This window comes from Stutzerimonas chloritidismutans (assembly GCF_051486945.1).
Lineage (GTDB): Bacteria > Pseudomonadota > Gammaproteobacteria > Pseudomonadales > Pseudomonadaceae > Stutzerimonas > Stutzerimonas chloritidismutans_B.
The window spans coordinates 32,935-46,799 of the sequence record NZ_JAHVDX010000008.1 but is presented as its reverse complement, the minus strand read 5'-3'; the positions used below and the strand labels follow the sequence as shown (position 1 = coordinate 46,799).

At 60.9% G+C, this 13,865-nt stretch carries 11 protein-coding genes; 6 read left to right on the top strand and 5 right to left on the bottom strand.

Annotation, left to right across the window (positions count from 1 at the left end; all coding sequences use genetic code 11):
- The first annotated feature begins 203 nt into the window (after positions 1 to 203).
- The 4 genes from purD to KXR72_RS20600 all read left to right on the top strand — a co-directional run bounded on the left by purD (position 204) and on the right by KXR72_RS20600 (position 6,807).
- The gene (purD, locus tag KXR72_RS20615; protein WP_437422975.1) at positions 204 to 1,493 is read left to right on the top strand and encodes a phosphoribosylamine--glycine ligase; all 1,290 of its coding nucleotides are present in this window, start codon (positions 204 to 206) and stop codon (positions 1,491 to 1,493) included.
- 110 nt (positions 1,494 to 1,603) lie between these two features.
- Complete coding sequence (locus KXR72_RS20610) at positions 1,604 to 4,408, top strand: response regulator (protein WP_437422974.1); 2,805 nt, start codon at positions 1,604 to 1,606, stop codon at positions 4,406 to 4,408.
- A gap of 621 nt (positions 4,409 to 5,029) precedes the next feature.
- A complete protein-coding gene (locus KXR72_RS20605; RefSeq protein WP_437422973.1) occupies positions 5,030 to 5,983 on the top strand; it encodes a lysylphosphatidylglycerol synthase transmembrane domain-containing protein in 954 nt (317 codons plus the stop codon).
- A gap of 71 nt (positions 5,984 to 6,054) precedes the next feature.
- Positions 6,055 to 6,807, top strand: a complete 753-nt coding sequence (locus tag KXR72_RS20600; RefSeq protein WP_437422972.1) for a VC0807 family protein — start codon at positions 6,055 to 6,057, stop codon at positions 6,805 to 6,807.
- A 7-nt stretch (positions 6,808 to 6,814) separates the two neighbouring features.
- On the opposite strand, the gene KXR72_RS20595 is transcribed toward KXR72_RS20600, so the two are convergent.
- Both KXR72_RS20595 and rfbD read right to left on the bottom strand, forming a co-directional pair.
- A complete protein-coding gene (locus tag KXR72_RS20595) occupies positions 6,815 to 7,714 on the bottom strand; it encodes an AEC family transporter (RefSeq protein WP_437422971.1) in 900 nt (299 codons plus the stop codon).
- Positions 7,715 to 7,833: 119 nt separating this feature from the next.
- Positions 7,834 to 8,757, bottom strand: coding sequence for a dTDP-4-dehydrorhamnose reductase (gene rfbD, locus KXR72_RS20590; RefSeq protein ID WP_437422970.1), 924 nt, complete (start codon positions 8,755 to 8,757; stop codon positions 7,834 to 7,836).
- Positions 8,758 to 9,105: 348 nt separating this feature from the next.
- Here rfbD and KXR72_RS20585 point away from each other — a divergent pair, with 348 nt between their 5' ends.
- Both KXR72_RS20585 and KXR72_RS20580 read left to right on the top strand, forming a co-directional pair.
- A complete protein-coding gene (locus tag KXR72_RS20585; RefSeq protein WP_437422969.1) occupies positions 9,106 to 9,504 on the top strand; it encodes a Rho termination factor N-terminal domain-containing protein in 399 nt (132 codons plus the stop codon).
- Positions 9,505 to 9,740: 236 nt separating this feature from the next.
- A complete protein-coding gene (locus KXR72_RS20580) occupies positions 9,741 to 10,274 on the top strand; it encodes a ferritin-like domain-containing protein (protein WP_437422968.1) in 534 nt (177 codons plus the stop codon).
- 78 nt (positions 10,275 to 10,352) lie between these two features.
- On the opposite strand, the gene lpxC is transcribed toward KXR72_RS20580, so the two are convergent.
- From lpxC to ftsA, 3 genes are all read right to left on the bottom strand, one after another.
- Positions 10,353 to 11,264: a UDP-3-O-acyl-N-acetylglucosamine deacetylase gene (gene lpxC, locus KXR72_RS20575; protein WP_437422967.1), complete on the bottom strand. Its 912-nt coding sequence runs from the start codon at positions 11,262 to 11,264 to the stop codon at positions 10,353 to 10,355.
- A 111-nt stretch (positions 11,265 to 11,375) separates the two neighbouring features.
- Positions 11,376 to 12,563, bottom strand: coding sequence for a cell division protein FtsZ (gene ftsZ, locus KXR72_RS20570; protein ID WP_437422966.1), 1,188 nt, complete (start codon positions 12,561 to 12,563; stop codon positions 11,376 to 11,378).
- A gap of 45 nt (positions 12,564 to 12,608) precedes the next feature.
- Positions 12,609 to 13,856, bottom strand: coding sequence for a cell division protein FtsA (gene ftsA / locus KXR72_RS20565; RefSeq protein WP_437422965.1), 1,248 nt, complete (start codon positions 13,854 to 13,856; stop codon positions 12,609 to 12,611).
- Positions 13,857 to 13,865: the final 9 nt, after the last annotated feature.

Below are 13,865 nucleotides of genomic sequence, written 5' to 3'. Positions count from 1 at the left end.
GCTGTGAGATGCTGGCCGCGGACTCGCCGATGCCAATTGCCATAAAGGCAAATGCGCACTTCGAGTCCGCCTGGCACTCGGCAGTTCATCGCGGCCCAATAGATTCGCTTCCCAGGGCCTGGCCCGACAATCGCTTACACAGGGTGAGCAGCTGACGCTGGTCCCCAACTGGGCCTACAGCCTGGCTCTCCAAGGAGAACACAATGAACGTACTGATCATCGGCAGCGGCGGCCGCGAGCACGCGCTGGCCTGGAAGGTCGCGCAGGATCCGCGCGTACAGAAGGTATTCGTTGCCCCGGGTAATGCCGGCACCGCTACCGAGCCGAAGTGCGAAAACGTGGCGATCGACGTCCTGGCCATCGAGCAACTGGCCGATTTCGCCGAGCGCAACGTGCAACTCACCATCGTGGGGCCGGAAGCCCCGTTGGTTAAGGGTGTCGTCGACCTATTCCGCCAGCGCGGCCTCGACTGTTTCGGCCCGACCGCTGCTGCGGCTCAGCTCGAAGGCTCTAAGGCGTTCACCAAAGACTTCCTTGCCCGTCACCGCATCCCGACCGCCGATTACCAGAACTTCACCGGCGTCGAGGCCGCCCTGGCGTACCTGCGTGAAAAAGGCGCCCCCATCGTCATCAAGGCGGACGGCCTCGCCGCCGGCAAGGGCGTGATCGTCGCCATGACCCTCGAGGAAGCTGAGGAAGCAGTGCGCGACATGTTGTCAGGTAATGCGTTTGGCGATGCCGGTGCGCGGGTGGTGATCGAAGAATTTCTCGATGGCGAGGAAGCCAGCTTCATCGTCATGGTCGACGGTCGGAACGTACTGCCGATGGCCACGAGCCAGGATCACAAGCGCGTCGGCGACGGCGACACCGGGCCCAATACTGGCGGCATGGGGGCCTATTCGCCCGCACCGGTCGTCACCCCTGACGTGCACCAGCGGGTAATGGACGAGGTGATCTGGCCGACCGTCCGCGGCATGGAAGCCGAAGGGAACCTTTACACCGGCTTCCTCTATGCCGGCCTGATGATCGACCGCAGCGGCGCGCCCAAGGTCATCGAGTTCAACTGCCGCTTTGGCGATCCAGAGACGCAGCCGATCATGCTGCGCCTCCAGTCGAGCCTGGTGCTGCTGATCGAAGCCGCACTGGCCAAAGCGCTGGACAAGGTCGAAGCTCAGTGGGACCCCCGGCCCAGCCTCGGTGTCGTGCTCGCTGCCGGTGGTTATCCCGGCGACTACGCCAAGGGCGCTGTCATTCACGGCTTGGAGGCAGCAGCCCAGCTCGGCGGAAAAGTTTTTCACGCCGGCACTGCGCTTCAGGATGACCAAGTGACTACCGCAGGCGGGCGCGTCCTCTGCGCCACGGCCCTTGGCGAAACGGTGTCAGACGCACAGCAGAACGCCTATGCCTTGGCTGCGCGCATCGAGTGGAGCGGGCACTTCTACCGACACGACATTGGCTATCGCGCGATTGCCCGCGAACAAGGGCTTAGCTGACAGGCAAAATCCCGCATATGTGCGCCCGGTCAGATACACCGCGGCGCGCATTCCAGCGGCTTGCGCGCATGGCTATAATTCGCCGTCACACAGATGAAGGGATTTCAATCGTGCGTCGACTCGGTGTCGCCATTGCGTTCGCCTTCGGTCTGTTTCTGCTGACGCTGTCATCCGCGTCGGCACTCGCGGCTTCCCCCGCACCCGGCGAAACTCCTGAACTGACGGAACCCGATCAGCCCACCCAGCCGAATTGGCGAATGCTGATCGATCAGTCTGGCCAGCTTACGCTCGATGAGGTAGTGGCGCAGCGCGCGCTGTTCCAACGCATCGAAAAGCACTCCTACAGCGCGCCGGCTAGCAACCACGCGGTGTGGATTCAGGTCAGCCTGCCGGCTTATTCGGCACCGCACTGGCTGTGGTTCTTTGCACCACGCGTTCAGTATCTGGATTTCTATCTGCTACGCGACGGCGAACTCGAACAAACCGTGGAAACCGGTGAGCTGCGCCCGCTCGAGTCGCGCCCGTTGCCGGCACGCGCTTACCTGTTCAACCTGCCGAATGACAACGTGCCGCGCGAAGCCTACGTGCGGCTCCACTCCTCCCATCCGATGATGGCGTGGTTCTTCACCGTCGACGAACGCGAGCTGGTGGAGCATGCCCGTCCGGCCTACCTCTTCGGCGCCCTCTTTGGCGCACTTGCGCTGTTGATGGTCTACAACCTGCTGCGCTTCGCCTACACCTTCACCTACAGCCATATCTGGCTCGCCCTGCTGCACGGCGCCCTGCTCACGTGTGCAATCGCCAATCTCGGGCTGCTGGCGGTTTGGTCGCCCAAACTCATCTACAGCCAGCCGATGGTCGCGGACATGTCCTCCATGCTCGCCTGCATCTCGATCCTGGTCTTTACCCTGGGTTTCTTTCAGCCGCGACGCAAACCTTGGGTCAATTGGCTACTCGGCCTGCAAATCGCCACAGTGGTCGTGCTGGCCGTCGTGATTCTGACCACCGGTCAGTTCTGGTACAGCTGGCTGATCTACACGCTCGTACTGGTTGCAGCACTCAGCGTAACCGCCGTCGCGATTCACTATTGGCGCCAGGGCTACGACCCGGCTAGGTTGCTGGTCGCCGGCATGCTGCTGTTCGATGCTGGTTTCATCTCGGTGTTTCCCATCCTGCTTGGCTTCAGCCAGGTCGACCCCGACTGGCTGACCGGCGTGGTGTTTAGCGTGGCGACCTGCTCCGGACTGATCCTCAGTTTCGCGCTGCTCGAACGGCAACGGCAGATTCAGGCCGACACCCGCTCCCAGCACACCGCGGCCGCAGTATCCAGCGCCGAGCTGCGGACCAAGGCCGACTTCCTGGCCAAGATCAGCCACGAAATCCGCACCCCCATGAATGGCGTACTGGGGATGAGCGAGTTGCTGCTCGACACCTCGCTGTCAGCGAAACAACGCGATTACGTACAGACGATTCACAGTTCCGGCAACGAACTGCTGAACCTGATCAACGAGATCCTCGACATCTCGAAGCTGGAATCAGGCCAGATCGAGCTGGACGATGTGCAGTTCGACCTGAACGCGCTAATCGAGGATTGCCTCGGCATCTTCCGCGCCAAGGCCGAGCAGCAGAAAGTGGAGCTGATCAGCTTCGTGCAGCCACACATTCCTCACGTGGTTTCCGGCGACCCGACGCGCCTTCGCCAGGCGCTGCTCAATCTGCTGGAGAACGCGTTCAAACAGACCGAGGAAGGCGAAGTCCTGCTGATCGCTGCGATTGACGACTCCGACCCTCAGAAGCCGCGGTTGCGCATCACCGTGCAGGACAGCGGTCGACCCTTGGAGAGCACCGAACGGGACGCCCTGCTCAACGCTGAGGTCGACAGTCGCGACTTTCTGGCCGCCACCTTCCACGGGGGCAGACTCGGCCTCATCGTCGCGCGTCAGCTGGTGCATCTGATGGACGGCGAGTTCGGTATCCAGACCGGCGGCCTGACCGGCAACACGCTGTGGATCAGCCTCCCTCTGGCCCCCGAAAGCCTGATACAACCCGCCAGTGATTTGGAAAGCCCGCTACAGGGCGCGCGTCTGCTGGTGGTGGATGACAACGACACCTGCCGCAAGGTGCTGAGCCAGCAGTGCAGCAGCTGGGGGCTGGATGTCAGCGCAGTGGCGTCGGGCAAGGAAGCGCTGGCACTGCTGCGGACCAAGGCTCACCTCAACGAATATTTCGACGTCGTGCTGCTCGACCAGGACATGCCAGGCATGACCGGCATGCAACTGGCGAGCAAGATCAAGGAAGACTTCAGCCTCAACCACGACATCCTGCTGATCATGCTCACGGGCATGAGCAGCGCGCCGAGCAAGATCATCGCGCGCAATGCCGGCATCAAGCGCATTCTCGCCAAACCGGTGGCCGGCTATACCCTCAAAACTACCCTCGCGGACGAGTTGGCGCGGCGTAGCACTGCCAACGTTGCCTGGCCCACCACCACTCTGTCCAGCACGCCGCTAATGGTCCCGGAAGATTTCAAGATTCTGGTCGCCGAAGACAACACTATCTCGACCAAGGTGATCCGCGGCATGCTGAACAAGCTCAACCTCAAGCCGGACACGGCCAGCAACGGTGAGGAAGCGCTTTCAGCGATCAAAATCCAGCCCTATGACCTCGTACTCATGGATTGCGAGATGCCGATTATGGATGGCTTTCAGGCCACCGCACTGCTGCGCGCCTGGGAAGCTGACACCGGCCGGCCGCGCACGCCAGTGGTGGCGCTCACAGCGCACATTCTCAGCGAACATCGCGAACGAGCGCGTGAGGCCGGCATGGACGGGCACATGGCCAAGCCGGTGGAAATGTCGCAGCTACGCGAACTCATCGAGCACTGGGTCGCGGCGCGAAGCGCACGGCAGGCGTGAGGTTCACCGGTGCTGAGTGACCGTTGGACGTCGGCAATGACGAAACGACTTTCCGGCTGCGCGGGCATCCTCCAACATTCATCTGCAAGTCCTGCGCCGGTACGCCCCCGCGTCAGCATGGCAACCGCACTCTTGAGCAAGCCAATCGCCAGCGGCTCGCCAGGGCATCGATGACCGCTGTGCACATCTCCGCCGCCTGTGTGATGAAGTTGGACGCCCCGCCATTCCAGTCGATGAACCGCTCCGGCATGAACTGCTCCGGCTCGTCCACAATCGCGCGTCTCGATTGGTGCCGGTGTTCTGCATCAACAGCCGTACCTGGAAGATATCCGTATTCAACCGCCGGCATCGCTCAGGAATGAACCGGTAGCCCTCGCCAAGCAGTGCCAGTCAACTCTCGACGTGCTTGTCTTGCAGAATGTCAGACATCATCACCTCCAGCGTCATTGACCTAGGGTGGACCACACCCAGCCAGCCAGGTGCAGCCGGAACGCTTCGGGATGAGTGAACAAATCGCGCGCTGCGCTGCCGATAATCAGAACGGCCCATCAGTCAGTGAGGCGCAACCACATAGGCCGGCTCATCAAGGCCAGACGCGCCGTCACCAAGGAGCCCACCCGAATGATGAAAAGGAGCGATGCCGCCTGGACAGTCATCGGCATCTCTGCAGTGTTGTTTTCCGGTTACCTGCTCTACCACGAGATCCGCAACATTTCGTTGAACGAACTGACCGACAGTCTGGCAGCCATTCGTTATCGAAACTGGATCTTCGCGGGCCTGGCGACGCTTGGGGCCTACTTCGCCCTGGCGTGGTACGACCGAATTGCCGTCGCTCACCTGGGGCGGCGGATCTCATGGTGGTTCATTACGCTGTGCTCGTTCACCACCTATGCATTGGCGCATAACGTTGGTGCCTCGGTCTTTTCCGGCGCGGTCGTACGTTACCGCGCCTACAGAAGCAAGGGGCTCACGCCGAACGAAATCGGCGTACTGATCGTGTTCTGCTCGCTCACCTTCCTGCTTGGCACGCTGTTGGCTGGCGGCACCGTGCTCGTGCTTCGACCGGATCTGCTCAACCGTGTGGTCGAGGCCGATCCCTGGTGGTCGATCGCGATCGGCAGCGGCCTGCTCTGCGTGGTCGCACTGTATGTGTTCGGCGCCTGGCGACACCTGCCGCCACTGCACCTGGGCAAATGGCGCGTCGAGTACCCGCGGCTGCCGATCGTGGCCCGTCAGCTGATCGCCGCTCCGCTGGAGCTGCTGTGCGCCGCCGCGATCATTTATTTCGCGCTGCCGGCCACCCACAATCCGGGATATCTGGTCGTGCTTGGCGTCTTTCTCGCGTCCTTCTCGCTCGCCTTGCTGTCCCATGCGCCGGGTGGCCTAGGGGTGCTGGAAGTGACGTTCCTCGCCGCAATGCCTGAGCTGCCGACAGCCGACGTGCTGGCCGCGCTAATCGTATTCCGTGCGCTGTACCTGCTGCTCCCGTTCGCTCTGGCCATTCTCGTAGTCGCCGCGTTCGAATCGAGCCAATGGCTAGGAAGGCGGAAACGGGAGCCCGACGCAAAGCCCTGACACAACGCCGTCTGGCCAAGGCGTCATGCTCGGGCGATCATGCGCGCTCCAACCGCACGAAATCGAACGACATGAGTGAACGTCGCGACAAGCAATCGCCACCTGCGCCCCACGATGCCAAGCAGCGGCCACGCCCGCTGGTCGATCTACTCATCAGCATCGTCATCCCGTCGCTGGTCCTAATGAAGCTGAGCGGCGAGGACCGCCTGGGGGCAGACGGTGCCCTGCTGCTGGCATTGGCCTTCCCGCTGGGCTGGGGCCTGTTCGAATTGGTCCGCCACCGCAAGTTCAACTGGATTGCCTTGCTCGGCCTGGTCAGTGTCTTGCTCACGGGGGGCATCGGCCTGCTGCAGCTCGATCCCGAATGGTTAGCGATCAAGGAAGCCGCCATTCCGGGCATCATCGGCCTCGCCGTACTGGCCTCGACCCGCACCCGCTTTCCCTTGATCCGAACCCTGCTCTACAACCCAAACGTACTCAATGTCGACAAGGTCCACGACCAGCTGGTCCATCGGGGGCAGGTCGAGCATTTCGAAAGTCGCTTGTTGCGCGCGACCTATCTGCTCAGCGGGACCTTCTTCTTCTCATCATTCATGAACTATGTCTTGGCGAAGTGGATCGTGCAGAGCCCGGCGGGCAGCGAAGCCTTCAACGCCGAGCTCGGGCGAATGACATTGCTCAGCTACCCGATGATCGCCATTCCGAGCATGCTCATGATGATGGCGATCTTCTATTATGTCTGGCGCACCATCCATGGCCTCACCGGGCTTCGCCTGGAGGACATCCTCGCGAACGGGCCCGGCCAACGCGACGACCGTCGCTGAGGCAGCGTCAGGTCGACACCAGCAACATCCAGAGCGGCAGCGTAATGGCCGCGAGGACGGTCGAGAGAAACACTGTGGAGCTGACCGGACGTGTATCGGCCGGATTGATCGCGAACGCCAACACGTTCACTCCGGTTGGGCACGCGGCCAGCAGGACCAACACGCTACGTGCCTCGCTGCCGATGCCAGGTAGCAGACCGCTGAACATCCAGACCATAAAAGGAAAGATCCCCAGCTTGATCACAGTCAGCATGACGGCGGCACCACTGGGGCGTAGGCGGAAACGCGACAGGCTGGTCCCCAGCACGATCAGGGCACAAGGCAGGGCCGCCTGGGCCAGCCAGTCGGCAATACGCCACAATGGCTGAGGGAGATCCAGCCCTGACAGATTCAGCAGAGCGCCAAGCAGCAGGCCGATGATCAGCGGGTTGGCCAAATTTCTGAACAACACCCCGGCGCCTACCTTCTGTCCGGAACCGAAGGCGTTGTAGAAGCTCTGCAGTGAAAACAAGATCAAGCTGTGGAAGACGAGGATCGAGAACACATAGACGAGGCTGTGCGCACCAAGCAAGGTCGTCACCAAAGGAATGCCGACCAGCACGTTGTTCGAATAAGCCGCCGTCAGCCCAAGCGGCGACGCTCGCCCTTGCAACCGGTGCGCGACCAGGGCAACGCCAAAAAACACGGCCAGTACCGGCCCGAAGTAGCCCAGCAGCAGCATGGGCGACATGCCATCGCCCAAGTCCGCCCGGGCAATGCCTGCGAACAATACCGCAGGCATGAATAGCTTGAAGGTAATGCTGGCCAGGCCACTGGCCGCCTCCCCGGCGAGCCATGCGCGCCGACCGAGGAAGAAGCCCAGCATGATCAAGCCGAAAATGGGAAGGATTGCCTGAAACACGACCACTGCGGAAACTCCAGCGAGCGACGCGACCCAATGCCGCGCTACAAAAAGCCGCCAGAATAACCTCTGCGCCTCAGCGGTACATCAGCGAATACGTCTGCCACCACCGTTCTAGACGGCGGTCAGGCCTGAGTATGCTGGGCCGCGCTCGCCTGCCGGGCTTCGCTGCGCTGCAAAACGTCAAGCACGCCGGACAGTTCGGCTTTCCAGTCACGGGTATCGACCCCAAAGGTGGACTCGAATTTAGAGCAATCGAGCACCGACCACGCCGGCCGCCGCGCTGGCGTTGGATACTGGGCAGTCGATATCGACGATACCTTGGGCTGCTTCGCCAGCAGCCCTTTAGCCGCGGCCTGGCGGAAAATCTCTACAGCGAAGTCATACCAGGTGCAAGGCGACCGACCACTGTAGTGATAGGTGCCCCAGGCCAGATCATTGCCCTGCAGATAACGCTGCGCCAGGGTCAATAGCACTTCGGCAATGCTACCGGCGGCCGTTGGGCAACCGTGCTGGTCCGCCACAACCGAAAGCGCATCGCGCTGCCGGCCAAGACGCAGCATGGTCTTGACGAAGTTATGGCCATGCACCCCGTATACCCAACTGGTACGCAAGATCACATGGCGCTCCAGAGCGGCCTCGATGGCACGCTCCCCGGCGAGCTTGCTTTCGCCATAAACACCGGTTGGAGCGACAGCGTCGGTTTCCTTATAGGGTTCGCGAGCCTCGCCTGAGAACACGTAGTCAGTGGAAATATGCAACAGGGGGATCGACACGCGCCGGCACGCCTCGGCGAGGCTCGCGGCACCGTCACGATTGACGGCATATGCCTGCGCTGAATTGGCTTCGGCGTTGTCCACGTGGGTATAGGCCGCTGCGTTGATCACCAGGTCCGGGCCGAGGTTGCGCACGACACTGCACACCGCTTCGGTCTGGGTGATATCGAGCTGCTCGCGCGTCATGCCGAGCGCCTCGAGGCCATAAGTCCGAGCACGGTCTACCAACTCATGGCCAACCTGGCCATTGGCACCGCAAACAAGGATTCGCATGGTATCGCCTCGTCGTAGGCCCACTTCAAAAAAGCGGGAATGAAGAATCAGGTGGTGCGCCGTTGCGCTACAACCGGCCAGCTAGCGCGTGGCGTGCTTGGTTCAGGCCAGGATAATTGCCTTTTGTTCCCCGGATGACGGGCTCGCCAGCAATTAAATTTTAGGCCGCCTTGAAAGCTGGCAAGTCGCCATTCCTCACGGCTTCTGATGCCACTTGCCAGAGGGGCGGAGCGGCATGCTAGCACAGGTGAAACTCACGCCCCGCCCCGAGGCCAAAAAGGTAACGAGCGAGCGGACACCGTGTCGTATCGGTCGTGTTTGCTGATAACCCATTCACGAGGAACGGTCATGCCTAGAGGCGATAAATCCAAGTATTCGGAAAAGCAGCAACGTAAGGCAGAGCACATCGAGGAAGGTTACGAGAAGCGCGGCGTTTCTGAACAAGAAGCCGAAGCGCGTGCGTGGGCGACGGTGAACAAGCAGTCCGGCGGCGGCGAGCGTAAGGGCGGTTCTGGACATGACAAGAGCGAAACAGCCAAGCGAGCGGATCGAAAGGACTCGTCGCATCGCGCCGCAGAGGCTCGTAACGGAGCGTCACCCAACAAAGGTTCCGCCCGCAGCAAGGGAAGCAGGAGCTCGTCGCTATCGGACATGACGCGCGATGAACTGATGCAGAAAGCGCGTGAACGGGACGTGAAGGGCCGGTCGAGCATGCGCAAGGCCGAGCTATTGAACGCACTTTCGTGAGGGCTTGTAGCGATGAAAGACCCGGATCCGCGTGACGACGGCACACCCGGCCCAATTCCAACGCCGGAGCGGGAAGAGCCTGGCGAACCCGTACCCATTGAGGAGCCCAGGGAGGGCGCGGACTAAACTTTCCGCGCCCTCGCCTATCACAACTAACGGCCCAGCGAGACGCCCAAGGCGCAATGGCCACCGTACGGATCATCAATCCGCAGGACGAACATGTTCAGGAGACCGTGATGAGTTATGTGCAACTGAGTGACAAACAAACCCTACGCGAACGTGCGCGACAGCACGTTGAAAATGGCGCAGTAACCGAAAGCTACACTGCCGACCGCGAAGTCATCATCAACCTGCTCAACGAAGCACTGGCGACAGAGCTGGTGTGCTACCTCCGCTACAAGCGCCACTACTACATGGCGACCGGCCTGAAATCGAGCGTCGCGGCGGACGAGTTTCTCGAACATGCCAACGAAGAGCAAGAACATGCCGACCGGCTAGCAGAGCGCATCGTGCAACTGGGCGGCGAACCCGACTTCAACCCCGACAGCCTGACCGAACGTGCCCACGCGCAATATGCTGAGGGCAACGGCCTTCGCGACATGGTGTTCGAGAACCTCGTGGCCGAGCGTATTGCCATCGATAGCTACCGAGAAATCGTTCAATACATCGGTGACAAGGACCCTACTACTCGCCGCATTTTTGAGGACATACTCGCCCAGGAAGAAGAGCACGCAGACGATATGGCCGGCCTCCTTGACGGCATGAACTGAGCCATCCCAGGGCACAACACTGGCGCGCAAAAAAAAGGCCACCCGAAGGTGGCCTCATAAAAGGAAGGAGAGTGTTGCTCAGCCGGCGGCTGCCGGGCGCATGTAGGAGATCGGTGCGGTCTGGGAATCATCGAATGTCACCATTTCCCACGCGTCTTTCTGGTCCATCAGAGTGCGCAGCAAGCGGTTGTTCAATGCATGTCCGGATTTAAAGCCGCGGAATTCGCCGATCAGACTAGTCCCCAATAGATAGAGATCACCAATCGCATCGAGAATCTTGTGTTTGACGAATTCGTCCTCGTAACGCAGGCCGTCTTCGTTAAGCACATGATCTTCATCGACCACAATTGCGTTTTCCACGCTGCCGCCCAGTGCCAGATTGTGCGAGCGGAGGAACTCGATGTCGCGCATGAACCCGAAGGTCCGGGCCCGGCTCACTTCCTTGACGAAAGAAGTGCTCGAGAAGTCCACGCTGGCGGTCTGGGTACGACCGCGGAAAACCGGGTGGTCGAAGTCGATCTCAAAACTCACCTTGAAGCCTTCAAACGGGAGGAACGTGGCGCGCTTGTCGCCGTCTTCCACCGTGACTTCGCGGATGATGCGAATGAATTTCTTAGGGGCGTCCTGCTCCTGCAGTCCAGCTGATTGAATCAAGAACACAAAGGGGCCAGCGCTACCGTCCATGATGGGCACTTCCGAGGCGGAAAGCTCAACATAGGCGTTATCGATCCCAAGCCCGGCCATGGCCGAAAGCAGATGCTCCACCGTGTCGACCTTGACGTCTCCGCTGACGAGCGTCGTCGACATGGTGGTCTCGCCGACATTTTCGGCCCGGGCAGCGATCTCCACAGGCGGATTGAGGTCGGTGCGACAGAACACGATACCCGTGTCCACCGGTGCCGGCTTTAGAGTGAGGTAAACCTTCTCCCCCGAATGCAGGCCGACGCCAGTGGCGCGAATGATGTTCTTCAGTGTGCGTTGTCTGATCATGGCTTGATTTCGCTATTGCGCTGTTGCGAATGGTTTCCAACAAATGCGGCGATCATAGCAGAACCCCTCTTTGCTGAATACCAATCGATCCGATTGACCTGATAAACAGTATCAATCGGCCTGGCGGCGCAAGAACGCTGGAATGTCCAGGTAATCCAGATCCTCTTGAGGGTTCATTTTCGCTGCAGTGGCTGCAGCATGGGCTTGATTGCGCATGACCGTCGGGCGATCCAGGTCGCGGTAGTTGACTGCTGACTGCTCCTGCCGAGCTACGGGAGCGGCCTGCGGTGCCACAGCTGCGGTTTGCAGCGTGTTGTCTACGACTTTGACAGGCTTTTCGCTACGCGGCCCAAGGCCGGTTGCGACGACGGTAACGTGCAGTTCGTCGAGCATATCTGGATCGATCACAGCGCCAACCTTGACGGTCGCTTCATCAGAAGCAAACGCCTCGATGATTTCGCCCACCGCAGCGTATTCGCCCAGCGACAGATCCAGACCCGCGGTGATGTTGACCAGGATGCCACGAGCGCCCTGCAGGTTGACGTCTTCGAGCAGCGGGTTGCGGATCGCTGCCTCGGTGGCTTCCCGCGCACGGTTCGGGCCGGTGGAACAACCGGTACCCATCATTGCCATGCCCATCTCGCCCATCACGGTCTTGACGTCAGCGAAGTCGACGTTCATCAGGCCGGGACGCTGCATGATGTCGGAGATGCCGCGCACGGCGCCGGTCAGGACGTCGTCGGCCTTGGCGAACGCAGCCAGCAGGCTGGCATCCTTGCCGAGAATGGTCAGCAGCTTCTCGTTGGGGATGGTAATTAGCGAATCGACGCACTCGGACAGCTGACGAATGCCCTCTTCAGCGACCTGCATACGACGACGACCTTCGAACGGGAACGGACGTGTCACCACTGCTACGGTCAGGATGCCCATTTCCTTCGCTACGGATGCGATGACTGGGGCGGCGCCCGTACCGGTGCCGCCGCCCATGCCAGTGGTGATGAACACCATGTCAGCACCCTGCAGGACCTCGGCGATGCGCTCGCGGTCGTCCATTGCGGCCTGGCGACCGATGTCCGGGTTGGTACCAGCACCAAGTCCTTTGGTGATGGTCGAGCCCAGTTGCAATACGGTGCGCGCTTCGATTTTCTTCAGTGCCTGAGCGTCGGTGTTGGCGCAGATGAATTCCACACCTTCGACGTTGTTACGCACCATGTGGTTGACGGCATTGCCGCCTCCGCCGCCAACGCCGATGACCTTGATCACTGCATTTTGCGGGGTATGGTCTACGAGTTCGAACATTTCCCTCTCTCCTCCAGCTTTCTAGTTTTGGTACTGCCGCTTTGCTCAGAAATTGCCCTGGATCCAGCTTTTCAAGCGGTCCACGACAGATGTTTTGGGTTCATCGGCGAACGGGCCGTGACCGGACATGGGGATGCCATCGGCCTGCTTGCGCAGCCCGTAGAGCAACAGGCCCACGCCTGTTGAATAAATAGGATTGCGGACGACGTCGGTCAGTCCTTCGAAACTGTGGGGGATGCCCAGGCGTACCGGCATGTGGAAGATTTCCTCTGCCAGCTCCACCGCACCCTCCATCTTGGCGGTTCCGCCCGTTAGCACGATGCCGGCCGGGACCAGATCCTCGTATCCGCTGCGCCGGAGTTCGGCCTGGATCAGCGTGAACAGCTCGTCATAGCGCGGTTCCACGACTTCGGCCAGGGCCTGTCTCGAGAGTTCCCGCGGCGGGCGGTCGCCGACACTCGGTACCTTGATCGTTTCGCCAGGGCCGGCCAACTTGGCCAGCGCGCAGGCATAGCGAATCTTTATTTCCTCGGCGTACTGGGTCGGCGTGCGCAGCGCCATGGCGATGTCATTGGTGACCTGATCGCCGGCAATTGGGATCACTGCCGTGTGGCGAATGGCACCTTCGGTAAAGATACAGATATCGGTCGTGCCACCCCCGATGTCGACCAGACAGACGCCCAACTCCTTCTCATCATCGGTCAGCACGGCGTGGGCGGATGCGAGTTGCTCGAGGATGATGTCGTCTACCTCAAGGCCGCAACGGCGTACGCATTTTTCGATGTTTTGCGCAGCGTTCACTGCACAGGTGACTACGTGCACCTTGGCTTCCAGGCGCACACCCGACATACCCAGAGGTTCGCGAACGCCCTCCTGGTTATCGATTACATAATCCTGGGGCAGCGTGTGCAGCACGCGCTGGTCCGCTGGAATCGCAACAGCTTGCGCGGCGTCGAGCACGCGCTCGAGATCGGCATTGCTGACTTCCCGGTCGCGGATGGCGACGATGCCGTGAGAGTTCAGGCTGCGTATGTGGTTGCCGGCGAGGCCGACGAAGGCCGAGTGGATACGGCATCCGGCCATCAGCTGCGCCTCTTCCACGGCGCGCTGAATCGATTGCACGGTCGACTCGATATTCACCACTACGCCTTTCTTCAAGCCGCGCGACGGATGAGTGCCGATTCCGACGATCTCCAGTTCGCCATTCGCCGTGACCTCGCCGACCAGCGCTACCACTTTGGAGGTGCCGATATCCAGACCGACGATCATCTTGCCGCTTTGCACGCTAGACATGTGTTTCAT

Excerpts from the sequence above, each read along its gene's own strand:
- purD (WP_437422975.1), top strand. The coding sequence starts at position 204 with ATGAACGTACTGATCATCGGCAGCGGCGGCCGCGAGCACGCGCTGGCC.
- KXR72_RS20605 (WP_437422973.1), top strand. The coding sequence starts at position 5,030 with ATGATGAAAAGGAGCGATGCCGCCTGGACAGTCATCGGCATCTCTGCA.
- KXR72_RS20600 (WP_437422972.1), top strand. The coding sequence starts at position 6,055 with ATGAGTGAACGTCGCGACAAGCAATCGCCACCTGCGCCCCACGATGCC.
- rfbD (WP_437422970.1), bottom strand. The coding sequence starts at position 8,757 with ATGCGAATCCTTGTTTGCGGTGCCAATGGCCAGGTTGGCCATGAGTTG.
- KXR72_RS20585 (WP_437422969.1), top strand. The coding sequence starts at position 9,106 with ATGCCTAGAGGCGATAAATCCAAGTATTCGGAAAAGCAGCAACGTAAG.
- KXR72_RS20580 (WP_437422968.1), top strand. The coding sequence starts at position 9,741 with ATGAGTTATGTGCAACTGAGTGACAAACAAACCCTACGCGAACGTGCG.
- lpxC (WP_437422967.1), bottom strand. The coding sequence starts at position 11,264 with ATGATCAGACAACGCACACTGAAGAACATCATTCGCGCCACTGGCGTC.
- ftsZ (WP_437422966.1), bottom strand. The coding sequence starts at position 12,563 with ATGTTCGAACTCGTAGACCATACCCCGCAAAATGCAGTGATCAAGGTC.
- ftsA (WP_437422965.1), bottom strand. The coding sequence starts at position 13,856 with ATGTCTAGCGTGCAAAGCGGCAAGATGATCGTCGGTCTGGATATCGGC.